We start from the raw sequence: 26,422 nt of genomic DNA on the forward strand, positions 1-26,422 counted from the left end.
CTTGTGATGCTATGACCGCTTTTGACGGATGAGTTGATGGATCACGAGGTGGAGTTGACCGTGCCGGCCAGTACTGCGCCTCAAGCCCCGACCCAGGAGGACACTCCCGCGTCCCCGCCGCCCCGCAGCCGCGGCGCCGACACCCGGGCACTCACCCAGGTCCTCTTCGGCGAGCTCAAGGAGCTGACGCCGGGCACGCCGGAGCACAACCGCGTGCGCGGGGCGCTCATCGAGGCGAACCTCCCGCTCGTGCGCTACGCGGCCGCCCGTTTCCGCTCCCGCAACGAGCCGATGGAGGACGTGATCCAGGTCGGCACCATCGGCCTCATCAACGCCATCGACCGCTTCGACCCGGACCGGGGCGTGCAGTTCCCGACGTTCGCGATGCCGACGGTGGTCGGCGAGATCAAGCGGTACTTCCGCGACAACGTCCGCACGGTGCACGTGCCGCGCCGGCTGCACGAGCTGTGGGTCCAGGTCAACAGCGCGACCGAGGACCTCACCACCTCCTTCGGGCGCACCCCCACGACCGCCGAGATCGCCGAGCGGCTGCGCATCACCGAGGACGAGGTGCTGTCCTGCATCGAGGCCGGGCGGTCGTACCACGCCACCTCGCTGGAGGCCGCCCAGGAGGGCGACGGGCTGCCCGGACTCCTTGACCGGCTCGGCTACGAGGACCCGGCCCTGGACGGCGTGGAGCACCGGGATCTCGTCCGGCATCTCCTGGTGCAACTTCCCGAACGCGAGCAGAGAATCCTTCTTCTGCGGTACTACAGCAACCTCACCCAGTCGCAAATCAGTGCGGAACTCGGGGTCTCCCAGATGCACGTTTCGAGGCTACTCGCGCGTAGCTTCCAACGACTGCGTTCGGCAAACCGGATCGACGCGTAACCGGATACAGGAGCGAGCGGTCACCGTCGCGAGCGAATCGCTCACCAGGGCGGATCCAGACGGTTCTGGCCCGAAATACCGTCAGACCCCCTTTATCCAGGGCGGATTCAAGTCTTACGTGTCGACATGTCACTACAGCGTGTTGCCGACATGTGACATTCTTCGGGAAGCGCGTTTGCCGTGGCTTCGGCTCCGGTATTCAGGTGAAGGCTGGCGTTCCTCGATCGGAGCGTTCGCCACGACCGTCCCGCGACCCAAAGGGGGTGGCATGTCCGCAGACCAGGGCAGCTCGAAGGTGCTCACGCTCACGAAGAGCGAGTCCGCGCCCGACGCCGCGCTCGACGTTACGGCCCTCGAGGCCGTTCCGGCACCGGCACTTCCGGCTTCGGAGACCATCGACACCCGCACCCTGTCCCGCTCCCTGTTCCTGCGGCTCGCCGCACTGGACGAGAACAGCCCCGAGCGGGCTTACGTCCGGGACACGCTGATCGAGCTCAACCTCCCGCTCGTGCGCTACGCGGCGGCCCGCTTCCGCTCGCGCAACGAGCCGATGGAGGACATCGTCCAGGTCGGCACCATCGGCCTGATCAAGGCGATCGACCGCTTCGACTGCGAACGGGGAGTCGAGTTCCCGACGTTCGCGATGCCGACGGTGGTCGGCGAGATCAAGCGGTTCTTCCGCGACACGTCCTGGTCGGTGCGCGTCCCGCGCCGCCTCCAGGAGCTGCGCCTGGCCCTCACCAAGGCCAGCGACGAGCTCGCGCAGAAGCTGGACCGCTCTCCGACGGTCACCGAACTGGCCAACGTGCTGGGCGTGTCCGAGGAGGACGTCGTCGACGGCCTCGCGGTCGGCAACGCCTACACGGCCTCCTCGCTGGACTCCCCGGCCCCGGAGGACGACGGCGGCGAGGGCTCCCTGGCGGACCGGCTCGGCTACGAGGACACCGCGCTGGAGGGCGTCGAGTACCGCGAGTCCCTCAAGCCGCTGCTGGCCAAACTGCCGCCCCGCGAGCGGCGCATCATCATGCTGCGCTTCTTCGCCAACATGACCCAGTCGCAGATCGGCGAGGAGGTCGGCATCTCCCAGATGCACGTGTCCCGGCTGCTCACCCGGACCCTGGCGCAGCTGCGCGAGGGACTCATCTCCGACTGACCCCTTCATATTTGACGGAGCGTCAGCCACCATGGCCCGATGCTTCGCCGGATCTGGACGACCTCGACACATGGCCGTCGGTGCGCCCTGGTGGGCGCGTCGGCGGCCGTCGTCTGCCTGGGCGGGACGCTGGCCGCGTGCGGGGGAGGCGGGGGCGGTGACGGGTACGTCGCCACGGGAGCGGCCGGCGGTCCGCCCCGCGTCTCCGGTACGGCTGTCGCGCCGACGGGCGAGGTGACGCTGGTGCCGCTCGACGGACCGGAGAGCGGTGAGGGCAGCGGTAGCGGTGCGGTCAACTCCCGCGCGCGGGACGGAAGTCAGAAACCGTCCGCCGGCCCGGCAGAAACCGAACACCCCGCCCGACAGCCGAGCGACGCGGCCCCCGAACCCGCGGCCACACCGGCCGACTCCACCACCCCGACCAGCAGTTCAGCCGCCCCCTCGTCGACCCCGGCGCCCGCGACGACACCCTCGCCCGCGAAACTCGGCGTGGGCGACCCCGTACGGGAGCCCACGGACAAGCGCTGGTGCGAGAAGGTGACGCTCGACCTCCGCAACTCGGGCGGTACGGCCGTGCGTTCGGGCACCGTGACCTTCGGCACCCACATCATCGGCGCGCTCGGCATCGACTGGGCGACGATCGAGTCGTCGGAGGAACTCCCGGCGCCGATCGGGGCCGGGGTACGCAAGGAGAAGACCTGGACGGTGTGCGTCGACGCCTGGCGCGTGCCGCTCGGCATGCACATCGAGACGCGGGACGTCTCCGTCCGGTGGAAGTGAACCCGGCAGCGACTACTTGAGCGCCAGCCAGGCCACCGCCGCGACGATCGCCACGGCGACGATCACGCCGACGATGAGGCCGATGCGGGGGCCGGAGGAGGCCTGCTGCTGCCGACCGCCCTGCGGGCCCTCGTCGACGAACGCGCGGAACATCTGGGTGCTGCCTGCGGGGTCGTGGTTGCCCTGGGGGCCCTGGGTGTTAGCCATGGCCTGGACCCTAGCGAATCCGCCCGTTCGGCCCAAGTGGGGGCCCGACCCCTGCACAGGGGGGCACAGAACCCGCCCCACCTGCACATTTACGGTCGCAATACTTGCCTTTGCCAAGTTTTTATCCCGCCGGGACCTCGTTTATTTGCCTGTAGCAACCAAGTTCGTTCTATGGTTGCCCTAAGCAACAAATGACGGAGGTGTGATGGCCGAGCAGGCGCAGTACGAGGAGCTGATCCGTCAGTTCAGCGCCTTCGGCGCCGTGAAGAAGGAGATGGCGCGGATCCTGCCGTCCGACTGCCCCTCCGGCTCCGCCGCCGTACTGACGTTGCTGAGCCGCCACGGGGACATGCGCATCAGCAAGCTCGCCGAGCTGCTGGCCGTGGACATGTCGGTCACCAGCCGCCATGTCGCCCACGTCGCCGAGCGCGGCTGGATCGAGCGCTCCCCCGACCCGGCGGACAAACGCAGCCGCATCCTGCGCCTCACCCCGGCGGGCGAGGACCGCGTCCGGGAGATGTCCCGGCGCACCACACAGCTGCTCGCCGAGCGGCTGAGCGACTGGACCGACGAGGACGTCGCCCAGCTCACCCGGCTGATGACCCGGCTGCGGGCGAGCTTCGACGACTGCCGGTCCGCGCACCGAGCGCCGCCGCCCGACCAACCCGAACACTCCACCCGTACACCCGCGATCACCCAGTAGGAAAAGGAACCCCATGGCAACGACCACACCAGCCGGTGTGCGGGCGCACGCCAAGCATTCATCGGGCGCTTCCGGCGCCCCGATGTCGCATCGGCAGATCATGGAAGCGCTGACCGGGCTGCTGCTCGGCATGTTCGTCGCGATCCTGTCGTCGACGATCGTCTCCAACGCGCTGCCGGACATCATCAAGGACCTGGGCGGCGGCCAGAGCGCCTACACCTGGGTGGTCACCGCCTCCCTGCTGGCGATGACCGCGTCCACACCCCTGTGGGGCAAGCTGGCGGACCTCTTCTCCAAGAAGCTCCTCATACAGCTGTCCCTGGTGATCTTCGTGGCCGGCTCCGCGCTGGCCGGTCTGTCGCAGAACGCCGGGATGCTCATCGCGTTCCGCGCGGTGCAGGGCGTCGGCATGGGCGGTCTGTCCGCGCTGGCCCAGATCATCCTCGCGGCGATGATCTCCCCGCGTGAGCGCGGCCGCTACAACGGCTACCTCGGCGCCACCTTCGCGACCGCGATGGTCGGCGGCCCGCTGATCGGCGGCGTCATCACCGACACCGACTGGCTCGGCTGGCGCTGGTGCTTCTACGTCGGCGTGCCCTTCGCCGTGATCGCCCTGATCGTGCTCCAGCGCACCCTGCACCTGCCGGTCGTCAAGCGGAAGGTCAAGGTCGACTGGGCGGGCGCCCTCTTCATCACCGCCGCGGTCTGCCTGCTGCTGGTCTGGGTGACTTTCGCCGGTGACAAGTACGACTGGCTGTCCTGGCAGACCGGCGCGATGACCGGTGGCGCGCTCGCGCTGCTGCTGATCTTCATCTTCGTCGAGTCCAGGGCGAGCGAGCCGATCATGCCGCTGCGCCTGTTCCGCAACCGCACCATCACGCTCGCCTCGCTGGCGTCCCTCTTCGTCGGCATCGCGATGTTCGCGGGCACGATCTTCTTCAGCCAGTACTTCCAGCTGGCCCGGGGCGAGTCGCCGACCATGTCCGGCGTCCTGACCATCCCGATGATCGTCGGCCTGTTCGTCTCGTCGACCGTCTCCGGCCAGGTCATCACCCGCACCGGCCGCTGGAAGGCATGGCTGCTCGCGGGCGGTGTGCTGGTGACGGCGGGCCTCGGGCTGCTGGGCACGATCCGCTACGACACCGAGTACTGGCACGTCGCGATCTTCATGGCCCTGCTGGGTCTCGGCGTCGGCATGATGATGCAGAACCTGGTCCTCGCCACCCAGAACCAGGTCGCCCCGAGCGACCTGGGCGTCGCGAGCTCGGTCGTGAACTTCTTCCGCTCCCTCGGCGGCGCCATGGGCGTCTCGGCCCTGGGCGCGGTCCTCAGCCACCGCATCACCCACTACGCCGAGGAGGGCCTCACCAAGCTCGGCGTGCAGGGCAGCTCGGGCCACGGCGAGATCCCCGACCTCGACGCGCTCCCGGCACCCGTCCGCACGGTCATCGAGAGCGCGTACGGCCACGGCGTCGCGGACGTCTTCCTGTACGCCGCGCCGATCGCCTTCCTCGCCCTCCTGTTCGCCCTGTTCATCAAGGAGGTCCCGTTGAAGACGAAGGGCGCGCTGGCGCAGGCCGCGGAGGCGGAGGCGGAGGTGCCGGAGGGCGCGGAGGCTTTCGAGGCAGCCACGCCGCACGAGCGGACCCCGAGCTGGGCCGTTGCCGCTTCCGAGACCGAGGCCGCTCCCGAGGGCACCCAGCAGCTCGCGGCCGTGGCCACGGTGGCCCGCGCCGAGGAGAGCGGCGGTGCGTCGTCCGGCGGTGTCCCCGTCCGCGGTTTCGTCCGGGGCGCCGAGAGCGCGCCGGTGCCGCAGGCCGCGGTGACGCTGATCTCGCTGGCCGGCCGTCAGCTGGGCCGCTCGGTCGCGCAGGCCGACGGTTCCTACGGGGTGGACGCGCCGGGCGCCGGGTCGTACGTCCTGATCGCCTCCGCCGACGGCTTCCAGCCGCAGGCCTCCACGATCGTCGTGAACGGCGACGAGGCGGTGGCCTACGACATCCTGCTCAGCGGCACCAGCGGCCTGAGCGGTGTCGTGCGGACGGCACAGAGCGCACTGCCGGTGAAGGACGCGATGGTCATCGTGACCGATGTGCGCGGCGACCTGCTGGCCACCGCCGCCACCGGTGAGCAGGGCGAGTTCAGCTTCGCCGAGCTGGTGCCGGGCGCCGTGACCGTCGCGGTGAACGCCGCCGGATACCGGCCGCGCGCCCTGCCCGTCGAGATCGGCGGCACCGGGGTCACCCGGGTCGAGGTCGACCTGGAGGCCGGCGCCCAGATCCAGGGCGTCGTCCGGGCGCCGCACGGTCCGCTGGCCGACGCCCGCGTGACCCTGGTCGACGCGGCAGGCAACGTCGTCGGCACGTCGACGACCGGTCCGGACGGGGCGTACGCCTTCACCGACCTGGACGGCGGCGAGTACACGGTCATCGCGACGGGCTACCCGCCGGTCGCCACCGCGCTGACGGTGACCGGCCGCGGCGCCGACGACCACGACATCGAACTCGCCCACCCCGGCGAGTAGTCGGACCCCGGCCCGTGGCGGGCGGCGCGCTCTGAGCGGAGGTGCGCCGCCGCCACGGGCCGGTTTCTTTTGGGACTTTTCTGAGGAGTACGTGAGATGGGACTGACCGCGAGGATCCGTACCCGGGACGGTTGGGCCGTGTCGCACGCGGTCGTCACGGTGACGGACATGACCGGAACGCAGGTGCTGCGGGTGGAGGCGGACGCGGAGGGGGCCGTACGGGACGCGAATCCGCTGCCTCCCGGGGCGTACACCGTCATCGTCACCGCCGTCGGCTACGCCCCCGCCGCCGCGAGCGCGATCGTCACCGCGAGCGGCCGTGCCGAGGTGGGCACGGTGACGCTGGCCCGGCAGGGCGGCACGGAGCTGCCGCCGCCGGGACCGTGGACCGTCGACCCGGCGCACTCCAGCGTGGCCGCCGTCGCCCAGCACCTGGGCATCTCCAGCGTGCACGGCCGGTTCACGCAGTTCTCGGGCTCGATCGAGATCGCGCCGGACGAGGTGACCAAGTCACGGGTCGAGGCGGTGATCCGGGCCGACTCGATCGACACGGGGAACGGCATGCGGGACGGGCACCTGAGGTCGGCGGACTTCCTGGATGTGGAGAAGTACCCCGAGATCACCTATCGCTCGACGGGTCTTACGGCCGCCGCGGGCACCGACCGCTGGACCGTGCACGGCGAGCTGACCATGCACGGTGTCGTACGGCCGGCGGACCTCGACCTCGCCTACCTCGGCACGGGCGCCGACCCGTGGGGCGGGACGCGGGCCGCGTTCCGTGCGACGACGGAACTGCGGCGCGAGGACTTCGCCATGTCGTACAACCAGGTCGTTCAAGCAGGGATCGCGGCTATCGGCACGACACTGAAGGTGGAGCTGGATATCCAGACGGTGCAGGGGGAGTCGCTGCCGCAAGGGTAGGCACGCCAGGGTCAGGCTGAGAGGGCCGGTCGGCCCCTAGGCTGACCCCATGGCACCGAACATCGCGACCAACACGCGCGTCTCGCTCGAAGAGTTGCTCGACTTCGTACGGCCCCGTCATCGCGCGATCCTGCTGACCCGGCGGGCGGACGGGAGTCCGCAGGCCTCGCCGTTGACCTGCGGGGTCGATGATTCGGGGCGGATCGTGATGTCGACGTATCCCGAGCGGGCCAAGACGCGGAACGCGAAGCGGGACGAGCGGGTGAGCGTCCTCGTCCTCAGCGACGACTGGAACGGGCCCTGGGTGCAGATCGACGGTTCCGCCGAGGTCGTCGACTCGCCGGAGTCCGTCGAGCCGCTCGTCGAGTACTACCGGAACATCGCCGGGGAGCATCCGGACTGGGACGAGTACCGGGCGGCGATGGTGAAGCAGGGGAAGTCGATCATTCGGGTGACGCCGGAGGGGTGGGGGCCGGTGGCCACGGGTGGGTTCCCCGCGCGGCTCGTGGAGGGTGGCGCCTAGCCCCTAGGGGGCGCTACGCGCCACCATCGCCTCGATGCCCGCCACCAGCAGGTCCAGGGCGAACTCGAAGTCCCGCTCCCACATCTCCTCCACGGTGTCGCCGCCCCGGGCCTCCATCAGCTCCGCCGACTCCTGGACGATGTCGGCGGCCTCCGGGGACTGGGTCACCGTGCTCATGGCGTGGTGGAAGTAGTCGTCCGGGGTCATGCCGAACGCCGCGCTGCGGGCGATGAAATGGCCCTCGATCGTGCCGAAGCCGTACACGAACTGGAAGACGGCGGAGATGGCCGCCACCAGGCCGTGCGCCGGCAGGCCGGTCTTGCGGATGATCCGCTGGACGAGGCGGGAGAAGGCCAGGCTGTTCGGGCCGATGTTGACGTACGTGCCGATCAGCGGCGACAGCCAGGGGTGGCGGACCAGCAGGCCGCGGTACTCGCGGGCCAGCGTGCGCAGTTGGTCGCGCCAGTCCTCGTCGGTGTCCGGGTCGGGCAGGGTCAGTTCACCGAAGGCGGCGTCGAGGGCGAGTTCGAGGAGGTCGTCCTTGGTGTCGACGTACCAGTAGACGGACATCGCGGTCACGTTCAACTCGCCCGCCAGCCGCCGCATGGAGAACTTGGCCAGCCCGTCCGCGTCCAGCAGCCGTATGGTCACCTCGGTGATCCGGTCCCGGTCGAGGCCGGAGGGCTGACTGCCGCCCCCACGTCCACCTCGACGCTCCTTGCCCTCCAGCCAGACACTGGTTCGCGCGGACTCCCGGCCTGCCCTAGCCATGGCGCACCTTCCTAGACATTCGAATCGCCGGTCGCGGGGAGCGCCCCACAGGGGCGCGGGGAACTGCGCGACCAGCCACAACGGCCCCGCTGCCGCCCGACAACCGTATGTCCCGAGCTCTCAGGCGGTATCTGCCCTTTCAGCCCGCCGCAGCAACGCGCCCGCGACCAATCCTCCCAACAGCACAGCCAACGCCCCGACCAGCAAACTGCTCTCCAGCCCGGAGGAGAACGCGTCCGTGATCTCCGCCTTCTCCTCATCCGACCCCGCAGCCGCCAACGCCCCCGGCAGGGACGTCGCCGCGACCGGAATCAACGCCGCGAACCGCGAGTTGAGCAACGCCCCCAGCACGGCGACCCCCAACCCGGTGCCGAACTCCGCCACGGTCCCGTTGATCCCCCCGCCGACGCCCGCCTTCTCCGGCGGAATCGCACTCATGATCGCGTGGGACATCGCCGGACTGGCGACCGCGGCACCGGCCCCGATGAGCACCAGCCCCAGCAGCGTCCCGGCGTAACCGCCGGAGGCCATCGTGGCGATGGACGCCAGCCCCGCCGCCATCACCGCCATGCCGAGCCCGATGGCGAGCGGGGTCCCGAGGCGGGCCGCCCACTTCGCCGCCACGCCCGTGAAGTTCAGCGCCACGATCATCAGGGCGAGCGGGGCCGTCCGCAGCCCGGCCTCCAGGGGCTCGTAGCCGAGCACGAACTGCATGTGCTGGGTGAGCAGGAAGAGCGAGCCGCCCATGCCGAAGGTGATGAGGACACCGCCCGAGACCGCGCCGGTGAACTGACGGTTCCGGAAGAAGTGCATGTCGATCATGGGGTACGGGATCCGGCTCTCCCAGTACGCGAAGGCGGCCAGCACGACGATCGCCACGGCCGCCGTCACCAGGACCCGGCCCGACGTCCAACCGTGCTCGGGCCCGGAGATGATCGCGTACACCAGCGAGGCCATGCCGATCGTGGAGAGCACGGCGCCCAGCAGGTCGGGGCGGTCGCCCTGAGGGTTCTTCGACTCGGGGACGAGCACCACGACGGCCACCAGGGCGAGCACCGCGACCGGAATGTTGATCAGGAAGATCGCGCCCCACCAGAAGTGGTCCAGCATGAAGCCGCCGAGCAGCGGTCCGGCCGCGAAGCCCAGCGAGTTCACCGCGGCCCAGATGCCGATCGCCTTCGGCTGCTCCTCCGGGGTGAAGATCTGGATCGCCACGGCCAGGACGGTGGTCATCAGCAGCGCGCCGCCGACGCCCATCCCGGCCCGCGCCGCGATCAACTGGCCCGTGGAATCGGCGAGCCCGGCCACGAGCGAACCCGCGCCGAACAGCGCCAGGCCCACGGCCAGCAACTTCTTGCGGCCGTAACGGTCGGCCGCGCTGCCCGCCGTGAGCAGCAGACCCGACTGCACGAGCGAGTAGGCGTTGATCATCCACTGGATGTCGGAGGTGGCCGCGCCCAGTTCGCGGGTGAGTGAGGGGATGGCCACGTTCAGGACGGTGTTGTCGAGCACCACGGTGAGCACCGCGAGGCAGAGGACACCGAGGATCAGCCAGCGCTGCGGGTGGCCGCCCGGTGCCGCGGGCTCTGGCTGGACCGGTGGCTGGGCAGGGGCCTGCTCCTGGGGGGACGTCGTCATGCTGTACACCGTAGAACAGTTCCCATACAGCGTACAACGCGAATTTCCGCCGCCCCGGACAGCACGAAGGGCGTACGGCCGAAGCCGTACGCCCTTCCTCTTCCCGGACCGTGAGCTGCTGGTCAGCTGCAGGTCAGCTGCTGGTCAGCTGCTGGTCTGCAGCGTCAGGTCGTAGAACGTCGCCGAACCGACCGTCACCTGCTTGAAGTTGGCCTCGACCCACTCGCTGATCTGCGAGGACGTGCCGCTGCTGCTGCCGCCCATGCCGCCGCCGCTGCCACTGGAGATGAAGTAGTGGATCTTTCCGTCCGCCATGTACTCCTTGAACTCGGCCAGCGTCGGGGACGGGTCGGTGCCGTTGAAGCCGCCGATCGCCATCACCGGGTCGCCGGTGGAGAGCTGGTAGCTCGCGGCGTTCTGGGCACCGATGGCCGCGGCGGCCCAGGTGTAGTCGCTCGCGTTCTTCTCCAGCAGTTCCTTGGCCTCGTCGCTGACGCTGGCGCCGTTGAGCAGACCGCCCGCGCCGCCACCGCCGCCCATGCGACCGCCTTCACCCATCTGACCGCCGCCCTGCTGGTTCTGGCCCTGGCCCTGGCCCTGGTTGTTGCCGTTGCCGTTCTGCTGGCCCTGCTGACCCGGCATGCCGCCACCGGGGAAGCCGTTGCCGTTCTGCTGGTTCTGGCCGCCCTGCTGGCCCTGACCCTGCTGGTTCTGGCCGGGCATGCCGCCACCGCCGGGGCCGCCGCCCATGCCTCCGCCGCCTCCGCCGGGGCCGCCACGGCCGCCCGCGACCGCGGGACCCGCGGTGACGATCGAGCCGGAGTGGCCCTCGTTCACCGTGGTGAGGGTGTACGCGGCCGGACCGGCCAGCGCCGCGACGAGGCCCAACCCGACGACGCCCATGGTCAGTTGACGTCCTAGCTTGGACGCGAAGATCAGGCCCAGTGCCGCGGCCAGACCGCCGGCCAGCACGACCCACTTCAGCCAGGGCAGGTAGTCGGAGGAGCGGTTGAGCAGTACGTAGCCCCAGGCCGCGGTGGCCGTCATCGCGCCTGCCAGCGTCAGCGACGCCCACGCCTTGTCGCGCTTCTCCCACAGCAGCGCCGCGCCCATGCCGATCAGCGGGGCGATGTAGGGGGCGAGGGCGACCGTGTAGTACTCGTGGAAGATGCCCTGCATGTAGCTGAAGACCAGCATGGTCGTGACCAGCGCGCCGCCCCAGACGAGGAACGAGCCGCGCGTCACCGACGTACGACGCGCCTTGCGGGTGGCCACCAGGCCCGCGACCAGCAGGATCAGCGCGGCCGGGATCAGCCAGGAGATCTGGCCGCCGATGCTGGAGCTGAACAGGCGGTCCCAGCCGGTCTCACCCCAGTTGCCACCGCCGTTGCCGCCACCACCGCCGCCGCCGACGCTGCCGGTCTCGTCGCCGTTGAGCCGGCCGAGGCCGTTGTAGCCGAAGGTCAGTTCAAGGAAGGAGTTGTTCTGCGAGCCGCCGATGTAGGGGCGGGAGGAGGCGGGCCACAGTTCGACGATCGCGACCCACCAGCCGCCGGAGACGACGATCGCGACCAGGCCGGCGGCGAGCGAGCCGATCCGCTTCTTCACCGACACCGGCGCGCAGACCGCGTACACGAGCGCGAGCGGCGGAAGGATCAGGAACGCCTGGAGGGTCTTGGCGAGGAACGCGAAACCGATGGCGACACCGGCCCACACCAGCCACTTGGTACGGCCGTCCTCCATGGCCCGGATGACGAAGTAGCAGGCCACGGCCATCAGCAGGGCCAGCATCGCGTCCGGGTTGTTGAACCGGAACATCAGCGCCGCGACGGGGGTGAGCGCCAGCACCGCGCCCGAGATCAGGCCGGCCGCGGGGCTGAACCGGCGGCGTACGGCGGCATAGACCACGGCGACCGTGCCGACCCCCATGAGGACCTCGGGGAGCAGGATCGCCCACGAGCTGAGGCCGAAGAGGCGGACGGACAGGGCCATCGGCCACAGGGACGCCGGGGGCTTGTCGACGGTGATGGCGTTGGCCGCGTCCAGCGAGCCGAAGAAGAAGGCCTTCCAGGACTCGCTGCCGGCCTGCACGGCCGCCGAGTAGAAGGAGTTGGCGTAGCCGGAGGCGCTGAGGTTGTAGAGGTAGAGGAGGAAGGTGGCGAGGAGGAGGCCGAGGAAGGCCGGGCGCGCCCAGCGCGGGTCCTCGGGGCGGCCGCGCCACAGCCGCCGCAGGAAGGGCTGCTTGGGTTCGCCGGCGTCGGGGGCCGGGGCGGCGGGCGGGGGTGTCGGGGGAGGGCCCCAGGTGGCGGGGCTCGTGCCTCTGCCGTGGCTCTCGTAGGTCTCGTGGCCGGTCTGCCGGTCGTAGTGGACGGTCATCGGGAGTCCCTCGAGTCGGTGTCGTGCGGGCGCACCGGCTGCAACTGCATGGTGGCGTCCCGCCAGCTGCCGTCCGCGGCTTCACCGGCGCGGAACTGGGTGGTGTCGTAGGGGTGATGGGGCGCGTCCCCGGTCACCGGGCGCTGCGGGAGCGGGCCGTAGTGACCGGGCTGGGCCATGGAGTAGGTCGGGGACGACGGATTGGCGACCGGCAGGTGCGAGGCGACCACGGTCGCATCGGCGTCACGCCGGTCCGGGAACACCCACGCCCTAAAGAGCAGGAAGCGCAGCACGGTCGCCGCGAGGTTGGCGGCGATGAGGACCGCCAGCTCGGTGGAGTGCGCGGGGTTGCTGCTCGCCGCGTTCAGGGCGGCGAGCGAACCGCTGGTCAGGGCGAGGCCGATGCCGAAGACGACCAGGCCCTGCGCCTGGTGCCGTACGGCGCCGCCGCGGCCGCGCACTCCGAAGGTGAGGCGCCGGTTGGCCGCCGTGTTGGCGATCGCGGAGACCAGCAGGGCGAGCGCGTTGGCGATCTGCGAGCCGGTGAAGACCCGGAAGCCGCTGTACAGGAGCAGATAGAACAGGGTGGACAGGGCGCCGACGACACAGAATCCGACGAGCTGGCGGGCCAGCCCCTTGGGTACGTCCTTGATCTCGCGGTCGCGCGGGTCGTCGCCGAAGGGGCGGGCGATCCGGTCCAGCGGCAGCGAACCGGAGGCCAGGGCCTTGCCAACCCGCCACACGCCCTTGAGGTCGTCGGTCGCCGTCTTCACGATGTGGACCGTGGAGTTGGGGTCGTCGACCCAGTCGACCGGCACTTCGTGGATCCGCAGGCCCGCCCGCTCGGCGAGCACCAGCATCTCGGTGTCGAAGAACCAGCCGGTGTCCTCGATCAGCGGCAACAGCACCTGGGCGACATCGCGGCGTATCGCCTTGAAGCCGCACTGGGCGTCGGAGAAGCGGGCCTGGAGCGAGCCGCGCAGGATGAGGTTGTACGAGCGGCTGATGAACTCCCGCTTGGCACCGCGCACCACGCGCGAGCTGCGGCTGAGCCGGGAGCCGATCGCCAGGTCCGAGTGACCGGAGATCAGGGGTGCCACCAGCGGCAGCAGGGCGTTGAGGTCGGTGGACAGGTCCACGTCCATGTAGGCGAGGATCGGGGCGTCCGAGGCGGACCAGACGGTCCGCAGCGCCCGGCCGCGGCCCTTCTGCTCCAGCCGGAACGCCCTGACCTCCGGGAGCTCCGCCTCCAGCCGCCGCGACACCTGGGGGGTGGTGTCCGTCGACGCGTTGTCCGCGATCGTGATGCGGAACGCGTACGGGAAGGTGCGCTTGAGGTGATCATGCAGTCTCAGCACACACGGCTGGAGGTCCTTCTCCTCGTTGTAGACGGGGATCACTACGTCCAGGACAGGCGTACCGGCGTCTCCGGCCGGGAGGTGCTCCCGCGCCGGCAGGGTGCCGGGAGAAGAGTCGGTTCGCATGACACCGACTTTTGTCAGGCGCCCTGTTCCACCCATGTGGTGACGCTGTGCTGTGCCTGTGAGTGCTGTTGCCAGCTCATTTCGGGGCTCGGCGGAGTCGCCAGCGCGGGCAGATGCACCGTGAAAACGGTCCGCCCGGGCACGCTGTCGACGGTCACGGCACCGCCGTGCGCGGTGGCCACGGCCTGCACGATCGCGAGGCCCAGGCCGGTCGAGCCGGTGGCGCGGGAGCGCGCGGAGTCGCCGCGCGCGAACCGTTCGAAGACGTGCGGGAGCAGATCCGGCGGGATTCCCTGCCCGTTGTCCTCGACGTCCACGCACAGCCACGGGCCCCGCCTTTGAACACGGGCAGTGACCGTCGTACCGGGTGGGGTGTGGTTGCGGGCGTTGCCGAGGAGATTGACGAGCACCTGTTGCAGACGTGCCGCGTCCGCCGAGACGAGCGCGGGCTCGTCGGGCAGGTCGAGGCGCCAGTTGTGGTCCATGCCGGCGGCTCGGGCGTCGCTGATGGTGTCCACGACGAGAGGGATCAGGTCGGTCTGCTCGAACTGGAGAGGCCGTCCGGCGTCGAGACGCGCGAGCAGGAGAAGATCCTCGACGAGCAGGGTCATCCGCCCGGCCTCGGACTCGATACGGCCGAGGGCGTGCTTGGTGTCCGGGCCGACGTCTTCCCTCCCGCGTCTGGTCAGCTCGGCGTACCCGCGGATGGAGGCGAGGGGCGTCCTCAGCTCATGACTGGCGTCGGCCACGAACTGCCGTACCCGCATCTCGCTCTGCTGGCGGGAGTGGAGGGCGCCGTGGACATGGTTCAGCATGCGGTTGAGCGCCGCGCCGACCTGGCCGACCTCGGTGTGCGGGTCGGTCTCGGACTCGGGGACGCGTTCGCTGAGGTTGACCTCGCCGGTGTGGAGGGGGAGTTCGGAGACACGGGTCGCCGTGGCGGCGACGCGGCGGAGGGGGCGGGTGGCTACGCCGACGATCACCGTGCCCGCGATACCGGCCGCGACCAGGGCGGCTGCGGTGACGCTGGCTTCGATGAGCATGAGGGTGTTGAGGGTGCTACTGACGTCCTTGGTGGGGATGGCGACGTAGTAGCTGTGGGTGCCGTCATGGCTGGTCCCGTACTGGACGCGGTATTCGCCGAGGCTGCCCAGGTCGACGGTGTGCTGGTTGCCATCCTGGGCGACCTTGTTGAGCGCCGCTTCCTGGGCTTCGGTGAGGTTGTTGGCCACCATTCCGAAGTAGTCGGCGCTGGTGCTGTCGTCGGACTTCTGGCCGACCTTGGCCTCAGTGATGACGCCGTTCTGGACCAGGGCGATGACCGTGTCGGACGCCCCCGGGCCGCCTGCGCGCTTGGTGAACTCGACCAGGTCGAAGGGCTGGGCGGCCTGATCGGGCTCGCCTTTCTTGTCGGGGTCGGCGCTGGGAGGCTTACCGGCGGCCCGATCAGCGACCTCGCTGAGCTGGGTGCCCAGCTGTTCGTACAGATGAGACCGCAGCGCCAGCGTCGTCACCGTACCGATCACCGCACACACCACAGCGATCAGCACCACCGACGCGACGACGAGTCGCGTCCGCAGGGTCCGCGGCTGACCCTCCCCCACTCTCGACTTCGCTCGAGCGGGGGGACCCCCACGTCTCTTCTGCGCACGCGGCCGCCGTCGCCCGCTCATGACGCCGCGGGCTTGATCAGGTAACCGGCTCCCCGCCGGGTGTGGATCATCGGCTCGCGACCGGCGTCGATCTTCCGGCGCAGGTAGGAGATGTACAGCTCGACGACATTGGCCTGCCCGCCGAAGTCGTACGACCACACGCGGTCGAGTATCTGGGCCTTGCTGAGCACGCGCCGGGGGTTGCGCATGAGGAAGCGCAGCAGCTCGAACTCGGTGGCGGTGAGGTGGATGTTGTCCCCGGCCCGCGACACCTCATGGCTGTCCTCATCAAGCGTGAGGTCGCCGACAACCAGCACGGAGTCGGACCGCCGGTCGGCCGCACCGGACCGTCGGATGAGCCCGCGCAGCCGCGCCACGACCTCCTCCAGGCTGAACGGTTTGGTGACGTAGTCGTCACCACCAGCGGTGAGCCCGGCGATACGGTCCTCGACGGCGTCCTTGGCCGTCAGGAACAGCACCGGAACGTCCGGCAGCTCACGCCGCAGCCGCCCGAGGACGGTCAGCCCGTCCATGTCCGGCAGCATCATGTCCAGGACGACGGCGTCGGGCCGGAATTCCCGCGCGGTCTGGACGGCACCCGTGCCGTCACCCGCGCTGCGGATCTGCCAGCCCTCATAGCGAAGGGCCATCGACAGAAGTTCGGTGATCGACAGCTCGTCGTCCACCACAAGCACTCGGACGGGGCTCCCGTCCGGCCTCAGCAGTTCGGTGCGCCCCTGGGGCGAGGTCGTGGTCATAGCGGACACCTTGTCGGGGTCCGCTTAGAACACGCTTTCCGCAACCTGTGATTTTCCTAAGAAACGCACAGGAGGCTCTCAGGGAGTACCTGGGTTCTCCTCGGCGCCGAAGTGCGGCGGCAACCCACTCAGAACAATCAGAACAAGCCGTCCTGCACACTCGCCTCCCTGAACTCCCGTACAGGAACCGTCAGTTCATCTCCCCCGCCCACAGGAACCAGCTCCCACCCCGTCATCAACCGGCTGTCCAGCACGACCACCCTGCCGCCGACCGTCTCGACATGCAGATCCGGCCCGGCAGCCGCCACCAACCGCCCGCTCACCGCCCCGCCCGCGGCCAGCTCGGTCACGTCACCCACAGCGGCCGGGAGATCCGCCAGCCCGAACACCCGGGCGTGATCGACCGGTTGGCACGGCTCGCGGGTGAGGGACTCCGGCCAGCCGGAAAGCGCCACCGCCCGGGCATGCAGGTCCTCGACCTCCACCGCCCGCTCCGTCGCCGACGTCGGCAGCGCGGACCGTACCGCCCGCTTGGCGGCGTACGGAATCCGGTCCGGCACCCCCAGGGCCGCCCGCAGCAGCTCCTCCGTGCGCCGGGCCGCCATCAGTGGGCCCGCGCCCAGCCAGCTGAAGCAGACCGCGCCCTGCTCCAGCAGCCGGGTCGGGCCGCGCTCAAGGGCGGTGATGCCGACCTTGGTCATCCCGGGGCCGAACCAGGCCAGATATACGTGGTACGGCCGAGGGTCGTCCGCGATCGTGTCGGCGGCCACCGAGTGCGCCCGGTCCAGCCGCGCGCACTCCTCGCACCGCGCCCCCGTGCTCCGCCCCGGCACGACCGCCCGGACCGCACACGCATGCCCCCGCGCTCCCACGCATGTCCGCACGCCCCCTTCCGCGACCCCGAAGGCCACCCGTTTCCCCCAGGTCAGCGCCGAGCGCCGACCGCCGTCCCACGCCAGCTCAGGGCCGTCCGCCGACCAGCGCAGCCCCTTGCATCTCCATGCCTGTGCCATCGCTCTTCGAGACTAGGGGCTGCCACTGACAACGCCCCTTCAGCGACCGGCCTCAGCAGCCACGGGCTCGGGCCGCCCGGCCACGGCGTCCACCTCGGACGCCACCGCCGACGTGCGCCGGCCACGCCCCGCCAGCCGGCACCCCCAGCAGTCCGCATGCCCGTCCCGCGCCGTCAGGTCCCGCGCCCCCATCCGCCACTGCGCGCGAGGCCGCACGCCCGGCGGCTTGCCCCAGCCGGTCAGATGCAGCGCCCAGGTGACCAGGACACTCGCCGCCAGAATCCCGGACCCGCCCACGATCAGCGCGGCCGAAACCACGCATATCCCCGCACCCAGCACGCCGGCACCGACGGTCGCGATCCCCGTTCCGGTCCACCCCGCGACCGTGTGCCCCTCGTCATACTGGCTCACGTGCCCACCTCCTCAGAATCACTCACTCCGTAAGAAGTTTAGGCACTAAATCTCTCACAAACTAAGGTAATCAGGAAGATGCAAGCCAAGCCGCGCCCCTCCGCCTCTCCGGCCCAGGCCCTGTCGGCGATGGACCACCTCATCGCGACCTCGATGATCGGACAGCAGGAGATCGCCGCGCAGGCCGGTCTGAACGTCACGGACCTGACCTGCTTCGGCTACGTCCTGGAGGCCGGCGAGAACCTGCTCACGGCCGGCGACCTGGCGGCGCGGGCGAACGTCACCACGGGCGCGGTGACCGGCATCCTCAACCGCCTGGAACGCGCGGGCTTCGTCACCCGTCGCCCCGACCCGACGGACCGCCGCCGTGTGCGGGTGGCCGCGCGCCCGGACGCGGAGGCCCGTATCCGTGAGATCTACGAGCCCTACTACGCCCGTCTGATGGACCTCTTCGCCGACTACTCCCCGGAGGAGATCGCCGTCCTGACCGACTGGTTCACCCGCGCGACCTCGCTGGCGGCGGGCTACCTGGAGGAGCACTGCCGCACCGACTGACGCCCCGGGCACAGGCCCTCAACGGCCGCGGCCGCCTTCCCGCCCGTCGTACGCCACCCGCGCCCGCTCCACCTCGCCCAGATGGACGGACCACTCCGACAGCGCGGCGAACAACGGTGCCAGGCTGCGCCCCAGTTCGCTGATCTCGTACTCGACCCGCGGCGGGACCTCCGCGTGATACGTGCGCACGACCAGCCCGTCGCGCTCCAGTTGCCGCAGTCGCTGCGTCAGCACCTTCGGCGTGATGGTGCCGATACGGCGCTCCAGTTCGACGAAGCGCTGACGGCCGTACTCGTGGAGCGTCCACAGGATCGGGGTGGTCCAGCGGCTGAAGACGATGTCGACGACGGGGGCGATCGGGCAGGCGTTCTCCGGATCGACGCCGCGCTGAGTCCAGCTGCCTGTGGTCTCGGTCACAACTGCCCCTGTCTGCCAATACTTTCCTCTAGGTACCTACTACCCCCACAACAGTAGCGTCGCCGTACGAGATCCGAACTCGGAAACGGAGACCGATGATGATCATGGTGACCGGAGCAACCGGCAATGTGGGAAGGCCACTTGTGCGGGCCCTCGTCGAGGCGGGGGAGCAGGTGACGGCGGTCTCCCGCCGTATCTCCGCGCACGACATACCGGCGGGGACCACCCGCCACCACCAGGCCGACCTGACCGAACCCGCCCGCCTGGAGCCCGCGCTCGACGGAGCCAAGGCGTTGTTCCTGCTGACGTCCGGCGACTTCATGGGCGCCGGCGGCGACCTCGGCGCCGTCCTGGACGTCGTACGGGGATCCGGCGTCCGGCGCGTGGTCCTGCTGTCCTCCCAGGGCGTCGGCACGGGCGACCACCCCTCGCTCCTGGAGGACGCCGTCAAGACATCGGGCCTGGAGTGGACGATGCTGCGGCCGGGTGGCTTCCACTCCAACGCCCTCCAGTGGGCCGACCTGGTCCGCGCACGCCGGGAGGTCGCCGCCCCCTTCGGCGACACGGCCCTGCCCACCGTCGACCCGGCCGACATCGCGCAGGTCGCGGCGGCCGCCCTGCGCGAACCGGGGCACGCCGGCGGGGTGTACGAGCTGACCGGCCCCGCGCCCGTCACGCCCCGGCAGCAGACCGCCGCGATCGCGGCCGCCCTGGGGGAGGCGGTGCGGTTCGTCGAACTGACCCGCGCACAGGCCCGCGAGCACATGCCGCGCGCCATGCCCGAGCCCGTCGTCGAGAGCACGCTCGACATGCTGGGGGCTCCGCCGGAGGCGCTGCGGCGGGTGAGCCCGGACGTGGAGCGCGTCCTCGGGCGGCCGGCCCGCCCGTTCGCGGACTGGGCGGGACGCAATGCCGGTGCCTTCAAGTAGACGGCGGTCAAGTAGACGGCGGTCAAGTAGGCGGCGGCGCCGGTCGATTGGGGGCGCTGGATCCTGAGCCTGCCGCGCGGGCCCGGCGGACATCCACCCCCTCGTGGTGGAGCCTGCCCTACCTCCGGTCCGGGAGGTCACTCCATCGTGCCGGCGCGTGAACGGCGGCATCGTTGGCCCCGGTTGATCCCGCCTGAAGCCTCGTCGAAACCGGCGAAGCCCACGTTGAAACCGGCTGAAGCCCGCCTGAGGCCCCGCTGAAGCCGTGCCGGGATGAGCTGTGGCCCGTCAAGGACCCGCCCGCCCGGAAGGAAGCCGCCATGGAGTCGCAGTGCCCGTCGAGGCCGAACCCGACGCCGTCGAGCCCGTCGCGGCCGGGTCCCCTCTCCTCGTTCGCCCGGTTCGTGGTGTGCGGCGGCGGTGTCGGGCTGCTCTCCGGCGCGGCCGTACCGATGCTGGCCGGGGCGATGCCCTGGGCCGTCGCGAACGCCCTGGTCACCATCGCCGGCACGCTCCTGTGCACCGAGTTGCACGCCCTGTTCACCTTCGGCACCGGACGGCGCCCCGGCTGGCGGCGGCATGCGCAGTCGTCGGGGTCGGCCGTCGCCGCCTATCTGGCCACGACCGCCGCGATGCTCGTCCTGCACGCCGTGCAGCCGGCGCCCGGCATGGTCTGGGAGCAGACCGTCTACCTCACCGCCTCCGGGCTGGCCGGCATCGCCCGGTTCCTGGTCCTGCGGGTGTTCGTGTTCGCCGAGCGGACGGAACGCACGGGTCCCGTCCGTCGTAGGGCCGCGGCCCCACCGGTGGACGGACTGCTCCCCGTCACCCGACACGGTGAACGGGCTCTGTCCGCCACCCTCAACTCACCCTGTGTTCCCGCCTGTTGACTCTCCATCAACAGCCTCTGCGGCGGCCGTGAGGATCTTGCGAAGCGTGGGTTTGCCTGGGGTCGGAACGGTAAAATCCGCGACATGAACGCTCGGCTGGCACTGCTCAGCACGGTGGCCCCCGGTGTCGCGGAAAGCGAGGTCTTCCGGCTGGCCCTGCAGCACGCGGTGGGCGAGCTGGGCGCGCTGGGCGGCATGATCCATCTGCGGGGCCCGATGTCCGCGCTGCGCCTGGTGTCGACGGCCGGGCTCCCGCCCGACCTCACCCGTTCCTGGGAGATCATCGACCAGGAGGGCCCGCCGGCCCCGGCCCGCGCACTGCGCGAGGGCAACGGCGTCTGGGTCCCGCTGAGTCCGGCCGGCGCAGCCGACTCCCCGGACGCCGCCTGGCCCGGCACCGGCCTCGCCGCACTGCCGCTGTACAGCGGCAACCGTGGCACCGGCGCCCTCAGCGTCCTGATGGACGACCGGGGCGAACCGGACCATGAGCACTGGGAGTTCCTGCGGGCCGTCGTCGCCTGGACCGAGGACCGTATGGGCCAGGCACCGCCGCCGACCGGCCCGGCACGGCCCGCGCAGCCCGAGCAGAGCGGCGAGCGTCTGCGCCAGGCCCTGAAGGAGGTCAGCGTCGGCTCCTGGGACTGGAACATCCGCACGGGCGACCTGATCTGGGACGTGGCCGCCCTGGAGCTGTACGGCACCCGGCCGCAGGAGTACACCGGCAAGGTCGAGGACTGGATGCGCTGCGTCCACCCCGACGACCTGCCGCCGACGCTGGCCGCGGCGGACCGGGCGATCCGCGACGGCGGCGTCTTCGAGGCCGAGTACCGGGTGCGCAAGCTGGACGGCACCTGGGGCTGGACCCAGGCCCGCGCCAGGGCGACGTACGACGACCAGGGCGAGCCCCAGCGGATGATAGGCGTGGGCTGGGACAGCAACGAGCCCCGTTCCGCACGTGACGCGCTCAGCCGCGCCCTGCACCACATGAGCGACGGCTTCCTCGCGATGGACGACGACTGGCGGATCACCTTCGCCAACCTGGAGGCCGAACGCACCCTGGGCTTCTCCGAGGAGGAGCTGTTCGGCTGTCTGCTGTGGGACCTGCCCGCTGCCGAGCAGGTGCCCGGCCTGGAGATCCGCTGCCGGCAGGCCGCCGCCGCGGAGAAGTCGGTGAGCTTCGACGTACGGCTGCCCAACGGGCGCCTGTGCCATCTGCGGCTGGTGCCGGGCCCCGACGGCCGCACGATCTACTTCACCGACGTCACCGAGAGGCGACGCCTTGAGGAGGAGCGCCGGTCCGCCGACCGGGCGGCCGCCGAACGGGCGGCCCGGATAGGGGAACTGACCGCGGCGCTCGCCAAGGCGACGACCTCGGCCGACGTGGTGGACGCGGTCGGGCGCGGGGTGCTGCCGCCGTTCGATGCCGCCGGTCTCGTCGTACAGACCGTGGAGGACGACCGGCTGCACACCGTCGGCTCCATCGGCTACCCGGACGACGTCCTCGCCGTGCTCGACGGCCGCGAGCGCACCCAGCCCAGCCCGCTGTGGGACGCGATCCTGGCCGGCACGCCCCTGTTCCTGTCCACCCCGCGCGAGTTCGCCGCCCACTACCCCGAGCTGGCCGACCTGCCCGCCCGCGCCGGCAAACAGTCCTGGGCCCTGCTCCCGCTGACGGCCTCCGACCACACCTTCGGCATCTGCGCGATCACCTTCGACCACCCGCGCCTGCTCACCGACGAGGAGCGCACCCTGCTGACCGCGACCAGCGCCCTGGTCGCCCAAGCCCTGGAGCGGGCCCGCCTCTTCGACGCCGAGCACACCCGCTCCCGCGAGCTCCAGCGCAGCCTGCTCCCCCGCGACCTGCCCGCCGTCCCCGCCTGCACGGCCGCCGCCCGCTATCTGCCGGCCGGCCGGGGCATGGACGTGGGCGGCGACTGGTACGACATCATCCCGCTGTCCGGCGGCCAGGTGGCCCTGGTCGTGGGCGACGTCATGGGCCACGGTCTGCCCGAGGCGGTGACGATGGGTCGCCTGCGCACGGCCGTCCACACCCTGGCCGACCTCGAACTGCCGCCCGACGAGATCATGAGCCACCTCAACGACATCGTCGGCGCCATGGGCGAGGAGTCGTACGTGACGTGTCTGTACGCGCTCTACGACTCCACGACCCGCGTCTGCTCCATAGCGCGAGCGGGTCACCCCCCGCCGGCCCTCCTCCACCCCGACGGCACGGTCGTCTTCCCGCCCCTGGCGGCCGACCCGCCCCTGGGCGCGGCCGAGCCCCCCTTCGAGACGACGGAGGTCGAGGTCCCCGAGGGCAGCGTGCTGGCGCTCTACACCGACGGCCTCGTGGAGTCGTCGAAGCGCGAGATGGACGACGGCATGGCGGCGCTCGCCGAGGTGCTGCGCACCGCCCACGCGGACGGCACGGCGACGGACCTCGAGCAGCTGTGCGAGCGGGTCACCTCGGCCCTGCTCCCGGCCGGCCACCAGGCGCCCGACGACGCGGCCTTCCTGCTGGCCCGCCTGCACGCGCTGCCCGACTCCCGCATGGCCTCCTGGCCGCTGCCGAAGGACCCGAGGGCGGCGGGCCAGGCCCGCGCCCTGATCCGCAAGCAGCTGGCGGCCTGGGACCTGGAGCCCCTCACCCCGACCACCGAGCTGCTGGCCAGCGAACTCGTCGGCAACGTCATCCGCCACGCCAAGGGCCCACTGCGCCTACGGCTCCTGCACGACGCCGCCCTGATCTGCGAGGTCTTCGACGGCAGCCTGACGATGCCGCGGATACGCCGGGCGACGGACACGGACGAGGGGGGCCGGGGGCTCCAGCTGATCACCGCGCTGTCGCAGCGCTGGGGGACCCGGTACACGCCGACGGGCAAGTGCATCTGGACGGAACAGCCCCTCCAGACGGCACCGGATCCGGTACGGGACGCCCCGCAGGACCCGGTGCCGGACCCGCTGGAGCGCATGTTCCTGGACCTGCCGGGGCTGGGGGAGGACTTCGACGGGGACCTGGACGCGTTGGCGTTCGGCGACCAGGACTGAATCGGGCGGTACACGAGAAGACCCTCCCGTCACGGGGGTACCGTGAAAGCGCCACATATGCGACGTATCGGCGCTATCGCCGCGTATGTGCGACGCATCGCCGCGTATGGCGCTCCGCGAGACCCGGGGTGTGATGCCATGGCCCGCCGCCGCACCGATTCGGCCGGTGCCACCAGAGAGCTGCTCCAGGAGCTCGGGGATCTCACCGGCCGGATACTGGACCAGATCAAGCTCCACCAGGCCCGCGTCGAGCTCGCCGCCGCGCTGCAGCGGCAGGTCCTGTGCGCCGAGCTGCCCGACGTGCCGGGCCTGCGGGCGGCGGGACGGTACACCCCCGCGCGGCTCGGTCTGGACATCGGCGGCGACTGGTACGACGGCTTCCACATGCCGGACGGCTCGGTGGGTTTCGCGATCGGGGACGTCCAGGGCCACGACGTCGAGGCCGCGGCGCACATGGGGCAGGTGCGCACCTGCCTGCGCGCCGTCGCCACCTTCACCACCGAACCCGCTCAGGTGCTGCGGCGCACCAACGACCTGCTCGTCGCGATGGCCTCCGAGCTCTTCGTGACCTGCACGTTCCTGCGTTTCGACCCGGTCACCAGGGAGCTGTCCGACGCCCGCGCCGGGCACGTCCCGGCCGTCTGGGCCACGACCGACGGCCGCTGCGAGATCGTCCTGAACGAGGGCGGCCTGCCGCTGGGCATCCACGCCGGCGAGCACTACCCGTCGTCCCGCCGGCGACTGTCCGGCACGGGCGCGTTCGTACTGCTCACCGACGGCGTGGTGGAGGGCCCCGGCTATCCGATCGACGACGGCCTGAAGCGGGTGGCCGACCTGGTCGGCGACGGCTGCGGCACCGACCCCGACGAACTGGCCGCCCAGGTGATCAAGGTCGCGGACCTCACGGGCCACAGCGACGACGCCGCGGTCCTCGTCCTGCGGTACGGCGACATCGGCGACATCAGCGACATCGACGAAGGGTGAGCGGGATGTACGGCCTGGTCGCCCCCGAGGCGTCACGCGGAACGCAGAGCCAAGGGCTGCGGCTGCGCGACTACGCCACCCACGCCCTGCGCCTTGTCGTCGTCGCGGCCGCCTACTACGGCAGCGCCAAACTGGGTCTGGAGCAGCAGCTGGTACGAGGCCAGGTCACGCCCTTCTGGCCGCCCACCGGCATCGCCCTGGTCGCCCTGCTGCTCTGGGGCCTGCGCATGTGGCCGGGAATCGCACTCGGGGCGTTCCTGGTGAACGCGCCGCTCGGACCGTCGATCCTGCCCGTGCTCGCCATCGTCGCCGGCAACACGATCGCCCCGGTCTGCGCCTGCCTCCTGCTCCGGCGAGTGCGCTTCCGCCTCACTCTGGACCGGCTCCAGGACGCCCTGGCCCTGGTCTTCCTCGGCGCCCTGGGCGGGATGGTGATCAGCGCGACGATCGGCACGGGGGTCCTCGTGGCCTCCGAGGCGCTGGCGGCCGACGACTTCTGGCCGACCTGGTCGGTGTGGTGGACGGGCGACGCGATGGGCATCCTCGTCATCGCCCCCCTCCTCCTGGCCGCGCGCACCGTACGCCGACCGCACGGCGTCCCCCTCCTGCGCTGGGTCGAGGCGGCGGCCCTGCTGGCCGGCACGACCGTGGCCTCCATCGTGGCCACCCGCAGCCCGCTCAACCTGCTCTTCCTCGTCGTCCCCTTCCTGATCTGGGCGGCCTTCCGCTTCCAACTCCCCGGCGCCGCGCCCTGCGCACTGATCACCTCGGTCGTCGCGATCTCCGCCGGCGCGGCGGGCGCGGGCCCGTTCTCCGGCCAGGACCTGCTCGCCAAGATGGTCATCCTCCAGGCCTTCAACGGCACCGTGGCCCTGACGTCCCTCCTGCTGTCCGCCACCATCGCCGAACGCAACCAAACGGTCCGAGCCCTGAATGAAGCCTGCGAACGCCTCACGGAGGCCCTGTCCCAACTGGCCCCCGACCACCACGCGGCCCTGCGTATGGAGGACCACGAGCACCGGAAGTAGAGCAGCCTTTGCCCGTCGGTGTCGGTCAGTAGCCGATGGTGAAGCGGCGTTGGACGAAGCGCGGCAGTTCGGCCTCGTCGACAAGGGCGACGGCGGAGTCCTCCATGGAGATACGGCTGCGCCCTTCCGCGTCGAGTACCGGCTGGTCGCCACCGATCCGGAACCGACCCGTACGTTCGCCGGGTGCGATGTCCTCCGCAGGGCTGAAGTAGGTCCACAGCCGGTTGGAGGTGCGCAGGACGTTCAAGGCGTCGCGGTGGCCGCGCACCGCGGCGGCGTACTCCCTCGGCAGGCCGATCGTGTCGAGAGTTTCATGCAGGAGTTCGTCGGAGTCGGCCCGTACGACTCCGGGCTCGGTCTCCAGGCTGCCGGCACCGCCGATGACGATGAGCCGGGTCCGTGGGTGGCTTTCCAGCGCCTTGAGGAGTGCTCGCGCGGCGGTGGCGTACACCGTGGGATCGGCGATCGAGCGGGCCACGGTGTCGGCGATGTCCTTGGCAGCGTTTCCGGGCTGGAATCCGCTGATCAGTACGTCGAGGCCGGGTATGACGGCGGCGACGGCGTCGGAGTCCAGGACGTCGACGCTCTTCCAGACGACGTTCTTGCGGTCCTCGTCGATCCGCGTGGCGTCACGGCTGAACGCCGTGACGTGATGTCCCCGGTCGAGGGCTTCGGTGACGACGCGACTGCCGATGCCGCCTGTGGCCCCGATGACTCCGATGTGCATGGCTCTCCCTGGGTGGTTGCTAGTACCGCCGACTACCTT

At 70.8% G+C, this 26,422-nt stretch carries 24 protein-coding genes; 13 read left to right on the forward strand and 11 right to left on the reverse strand.

Annotated features, from left to right (window positions below):
- Positions 1 to 36 precede the first annotated feature (36 nt).
- The 3 genes from OG254_RS24035 (at position 37) to OG254_RS24045 (ending at position 2,824) form a co-directional block, all read left to right on the forward strand.
- Positions 37 to 891 carry an RNA polymerase sigma factor SigF gene (locus tag OG254_RS24035; protein ID WP_030952812.1) on the forward strand — a complete coding sequence of 285 codons (855 nt, stop codon included), beginning with the start codon at positions 37 to 39 and terminating at the stop codon, positions 889 to 891.
- Positions 892 to 1,159: 268 nt separating this feature from the next.
- Positions 1,160 to 2,044, forward strand: coding sequence for an RNA polymerase sigma factor SigF (locus OG254_RS24040; RefSeq protein ID WP_351195850.1), 885 nt, complete (start codon positions 1,160 to 1,162; stop codon positions 2,042 to 2,044).
- A gap of 39 nt (positions 2,045 to 2,083) precedes the next feature.
- Positions 2,084 to 2,824: a hypothetical protein gene (locus OG254_RS24045; protein WP_405585221.1), complete on the forward strand. Its 741-nt coding sequence runs from the start codon at positions 2,084 to 2,086 to the stop codon at positions 2,822 to 2,824.
- Positions 2,825 to 2,836: 12 nt separating this feature from the next.
- Here OG254_RS24045 and OG254_RS24050 read toward each other — a convergent pair whose 3' ends face one another.
- Positions 2,837 to 3,031 (reverse strand): hypothetical protein, encoded by a 195-nt coding sequence (locus tag OG254_RS24050; protein WP_148000232.1) that lies wholly within the window; start codon positions 3,029 to 3,031, stop codon positions 2,837 to 2,839.
- Between the two features lie 205 nt (positions 3,032 to 3,236).
- Here OG254_RS24050 and OG254_RS24055 point away from each other — a divergent pair, with 205 nt between their 5' ends.
- The 4 genes from OG254_RS24055 to OG254_RS24070 all read left to right on the forward strand — a co-directional run bounded on the left by OG254_RS24055 (position 3,237) and on the right by OG254_RS24070 (position 7,702).
- Positions 3,237 to 3,734: a MarR family winged helix-turn-helix transcriptional regulator gene (locus OG254_RS24055; RefSeq protein ID WP_405585224.1), complete on the forward strand. Its 498-nt coding sequence runs from the start codon at positions 3,237 to 3,239 to the stop codon at positions 3,732 to 3,734.
- Between the two features lie 13 nt (positions 3,735 to 3,747).
- A complete protein-coding gene (locus OG254_RS24060) occupies positions 3,748 to 6,258 on the forward strand; it encodes an MFS transporter (protein ID WP_405585227.1) in 2,511 nt (836 codons plus the stop codon).
- A gap of 96 nt (positions 6,259 to 6,354) precedes the next feature.
- Complete coding sequence (locus OG254_RS24065) at positions 6,355 to 7,179, forward strand: YceI family protein (protein WP_405585230.1); 825 nt, start codon at positions 6,355 to 6,357, stop codon at positions 7,177 to 7,179.
- Positions 7,180 to 7,228: 49 nt separating this feature from the next.
- Positions 7,229 to 7,702, forward strand: a complete 474-nt coding sequence (locus OG254_RS24070) for a PPOX class F420-dependent oxidoreductase (protein WP_351195859.1) — start codon at positions 7,229 to 7,231, stop codon at positions 7,700 to 7,702.
- A gap of 3 nt (positions 7,703 to 7,705) precedes the next feature.
- Here OG254_RS24070 and OG254_RS24075 read toward each other — a convergent pair whose 3' ends face one another.
- The 8 genes from OG254_RS24075 to OG254_RS24110 form a co-directional block, all read right to left on the reverse strand.
- Positions 7,706 to 8,473 carry a TetR/AcrR family transcriptional regulator gene (locus tag OG254_RS24075; protein ID WP_405585233.1) on the reverse strand — a complete coding sequence of 256 codons (768 nt, stop codon included), beginning with the start codon at positions 8,471 to 8,473 and terminating at the stop codon, positions 7,706 to 7,708.
- A 120-nt stretch (positions 8,474 to 8,593) separates the two neighbouring features.
- Entirely contained in the window at positions 8,594 to 10,111 is a 1,518-nt protein-coding gene (locus tag OG254_RS24080; protein ID WP_405585235.1) for an MFS transporter, read from the reverse strand.
- 144 nt (positions 10,112 to 10,255) lie between these two features.
- A complete protein-coding gene (locus OG254_RS24085; protein WP_405585237.1) occupies positions 10,256 to 12,487 on the reverse strand; it encodes an ArnT family glycosyltransferase in 2,232 nt (743 codons plus the stop codon).
- Entirely contained in the window at positions 12,484 to 13,971 is a 1,488-nt protein-coding gene (locus OG254_RS24090) for a glycosyltransferase (protein WP_405585240.1), read from the reverse strand. The genes OG254_RS24085 and OG254_RS24090 overlap by 4 nt, the downstream gene beginning before the upstream one ends.
- 14 nt (positions 13,972 to 13,985) lie before the next feature.
- On the reverse strand, positions 13,986 to 15,644 hold the full coding sequence (locus tag OG254_RS24095) for an ATP-binding protein (RefSeq protein ID WP_405585243.1): 1,659 nt from the start codon (positions 15,642 to 15,644) through the stop codon (positions 13,986 to 13,988).
- Positions 15,641 to 16,381: a response regulator transcription factor gene (locus OG254_RS24100; RefSeq protein WP_041821748.1), complete on the reverse strand. Its 741-nt coding sequence runs from the start codon at positions 16,379 to 16,381 to the stop codon at positions 15,641 to 15,643. Before OG254_RS24100 ends, OG254_RS24095 begins: the two co-directional genes overlap by 4 nt.
- A gap of 137 nt (positions 16,382 to 16,518) precedes the next feature.
- On the reverse strand, positions 16,519 to 17,394 hold the full coding sequence (locus tag OG254_RS24105; protein ID WP_405585247.1) for a DUF2797 domain-containing protein: 876 nt from the start codon (positions 17,392 to 17,394) through the stop codon (positions 16,519 to 16,521).
- 39 nt (positions 17,395 to 17,433) lie between these two features.
- Positions 17,434 to 17,805 (reverse strand): HGxxPAAW family protein, encoded by a 372-nt coding sequence (locus OG254_RS24110; protein WP_405585250.1) that lies wholly within the window; start codon positions 17,803 to 17,805, stop codon positions 17,434 to 17,436.
- Positions 17,806 to 17,883: 78 nt separating this feature from the next.
- Here OG254_RS24110 and OG254_RS24115 point away from each other — a divergent pair, with 78 nt between their 5' ends.
- Entirely contained in the window at positions 17,884 to 18,360 is a 477-nt protein-coding gene (locus tag OG254_RS24115; RefSeq protein ID WP_405585253.1) for a MarR family winged helix-turn-helix transcriptional regulator, read from the forward strand.
- A gap of 18 nt (positions 18,361 to 18,378) precedes the next feature.
- Here the strand turns inward: OG254_RS24115 and OG254_RS24120 are convergent, their stop codons facing one another.
- Positions 18,379 to 18,777 (reverse strand): winged helix-turn-helix transcriptional regulator, encoded by a 399-nt coding sequence (locus OG254_RS24120; protein WP_405585256.1) that lies wholly within the window; start codon positions 18,775 to 18,777, stop codon positions 18,379 to 18,381.
- A gap of 98 nt (positions 18,778 to 18,875) precedes the next feature.
- On the opposite strand from OG254_RS24120, the gene OG254_RS24125 reads away from it, so the two are divergent.
- From OG254_RS24125 to OG254_RS24145, 5 genes are all read left to right on the forward strand, one after another.
- Positions 18,876 to 19,706 carry an SDR family oxidoreductase gene (locus OG254_RS24125; RefSeq protein ID WP_405595153.1) on the forward strand — a complete coding sequence of 277 codons (831 nt, stop codon included), beginning with the start codon at positions 18,876 to 18,878 and terminating at the stop codon, positions 19,704 to 19,706.
- Between the two features lie 320 nt (positions 19,707 to 20,026).
- Entirely contained in the window at positions 20,027 to 20,596 is a 570-nt protein-coding gene (locus OG254_RS24130) for a GtrA family protein (RefSeq protein ID WP_405585258.1), read from the forward strand.
- Positions 20,597 to 20,680: 84 nt separating this feature from the next.
- Positions 20,681 to 23,644, forward strand: a complete 2,964-nt coding sequence (locus OG254_RS24135) for a SpoIIE family protein phosphatase (protein WP_405585260.1) — start codon at positions 20,681 to 20,683, stop codon at positions 23,642 to 23,644.
- A gap of 138 nt (positions 23,645 to 23,782) precedes the next feature.
- Complete coding sequence (locus OG254_RS24140) at positions 23,783 to 24,628, forward strand: PP2C family protein-serine/threonine phosphatase (protein ID WP_405585263.1); 846 nt, start codon at positions 23,783 to 23,785, stop codon at positions 24,626 to 24,628.
- A 5-nt stretch (positions 24,629 to 24,633) separates the two neighbouring features.
- Positions 24,634 to 25,656: an MASE1 domain-containing protein gene (locus OG254_RS24145; RefSeq protein WP_405595155.1), complete on the forward strand. Its 1,023-nt coding sequence runs from the start codon at positions 24,634 to 24,636 to the stop codon at positions 25,654 to 25,656.
- A 25-nt stretch (positions 25,657 to 25,681) separates the two neighbouring features.
- Here the strand turns inward: OG254_RS24145 and OG254_RS24150 are convergent, their stop codons facing one another.
- Positions 25,682 to 26,383, reverse strand: a complete 702-nt coding sequence (locus OG254_RS24150) for an NAD(P)-dependent oxidoreductase (protein ID WP_405585266.1) — start codon at positions 26,381 to 26,383, stop codon at positions 25,682 to 25,684.
- Between the last annotated feature and the right edge of the window lie 39 nt (positions 26,384 to 26,422).

Origin of the sequence: Streptomyces sp. NBC_01092, assembly GCF_045039535.1 — a bacterium.
Lineage (GTDB): Bacteria > Actinomycetota > Actinomycetes > Streptomycetales > Streptomycetaceae > Streptomyces.

Excerpts from the sequence above, each read along its gene's own strand:
- OG254_RS24035 (WP_030952812.1), top strand. The coding sequence starts at position 37 with ATGGATCACGAGGTGGAGTTGACCGTGCCGGCCAGTACTGCGCCTCAA.
- OG254_RS24040 (WP_351195850.1), top strand. The coding sequence starts at position 1,160 with ATGTCCGCAGACCAGGGCAGCTCGAAGGTGCTCACGCTCACGAAGAGC.
- OG254_RS24045 (WP_405585221.1), top strand. The coding sequence starts at position 2,084 with ATGCTTCGCCGGATCTGGACGACCTCGACACATGGCCGTCGGTGCGCC.
- OG254_RS24050 (WP_148000232.1), bottom strand. The coding sequence starts at position 3,031 with ATGGCTAACACCCAGGGCCCCCAGGGCAACCACGACCCCGCAGGCAGC.
- OG254_RS24055 (WP_405585224.1), top strand. The coding sequence starts at position 3,237 with ATGGCCGAGCAGGCGCAGTACGAGGAGCTGATCCGTCAGTTCAGCGCC.
- OG254_RS24060 (WP_405585227.1), top strand. The coding sequence starts at position 3,748 with ATGGCAACGACCACACCAGCCGGTGTGCGGGCGCACGCCAAGCATTCA.
- OG254_RS24065 (WP_405585230.1), top strand. The coding sequence starts at position 6,355 with ATGGGACTGACCGCGAGGATCCGTACCCGGGACGGTTGGGCCGTGTCG.
- OG254_RS24070 (WP_351195859.1), top strand. The coding sequence starts at position 7,229 with ATGGCACCGAACATCGCGACCAACACGCGCGTCTCGCTCGAAGAGTTG.
- OG254_RS24075 (WP_405585233.1), bottom strand. The coding sequence starts at position 8,473 with ATGGCTAGGGCAGGCCGGGAGTCCGCGCGAACCAGTGTCTGGCTGGAG.
- OG254_RS24080 (WP_405585235.1), bottom strand. The coding sequence starts at position 10,111 with ATGACGACGTCCCCCCAGGAGCAGGCCCCTGCCCAGCCACCGGTCCAG.
- OG254_RS24085 (WP_405585237.1), bottom strand. The coding sequence starts at position 12,487 with ATGACCGTCCACTACGACCGGCAGACCGGCCACGAGACCTACGAGAGC.
- OG254_RS24090 (WP_405585240.1), bottom strand. The coding sequence starts at position 13,971 with ATGCGAACCGACTCTTCTCCCGGCACCCTGCCGGCGCGGGAGCACCTC.
- OG254_RS24095 (WP_405585243.1), bottom strand. The coding sequence starts at position 15,644 with ATGAGCGGGCGACGGCGGCCGCGTGCGCAGAAGAGACGTGGGGGTCCC.
- OG254_RS24100 (WP_041821748.1), bottom strand. The coding sequence starts at position 16,381 with ATGACCACGACCTCGCCCCAGGGGCGCACCGAACTGCTGAGGCCGGAC.
- OG254_RS24105 (WP_405585247.1), bottom strand. The coding sequence starts at position 17,394 with ATGGCACAGGCATGGAGATGCAAGGGGCTGCGCTGGTCGGCGGACGGC.
- OG254_RS24115 (WP_405585253.1), top strand. The coding sequence starts at position 17,884 with ATGCAAGCCAAGCCGCGCCCCTCCGCCTCTCCGGCCCAGGCCCTGTCG.
- OG254_RS24125 (WP_405595153.1), top strand. The coding sequence starts at position 18,876 with ATGATCATGGTGACCGGAGCAACCGGCAATGTGGGAAGGCCACTTGTG.
- OG254_RS24130 (WP_405585258.1), top strand. The coding sequence starts at position 20,027 with ATGGAGTCGCAGTGCCCGTCGAGGCCGAACCCGACGCCGTCGAGCCCG.
- OG254_RS24135 (WP_405585260.1), top strand. The coding sequence starts at position 20,681 with ATGAACGCTCGGCTGGCACTGCTCAGCACGGTGGCCCCCGGTGTCGCG.
- OG254_RS24140 (WP_405585263.1), top strand. The coding sequence starts at position 23,783 with ATGGCCCGCCGCCGCACCGATTCGGCCGGTGCCACCAGAGAGCTGCTC.
- OG254_RS24145 (WP_405595155.1), top strand. The coding sequence starts at position 24,634 with ATGTACGGCCTGGTCGCCCCCGAGGCGTCACGCGGAACGCAGAGCCAA.
- OG254_RS24150 (WP_405585266.1), bottom strand. The coding sequence starts at position 26,383 with ATGCACATCGGAGTCATCGGGGCCACAGGCGGCATCGGCAGTCGCGTC.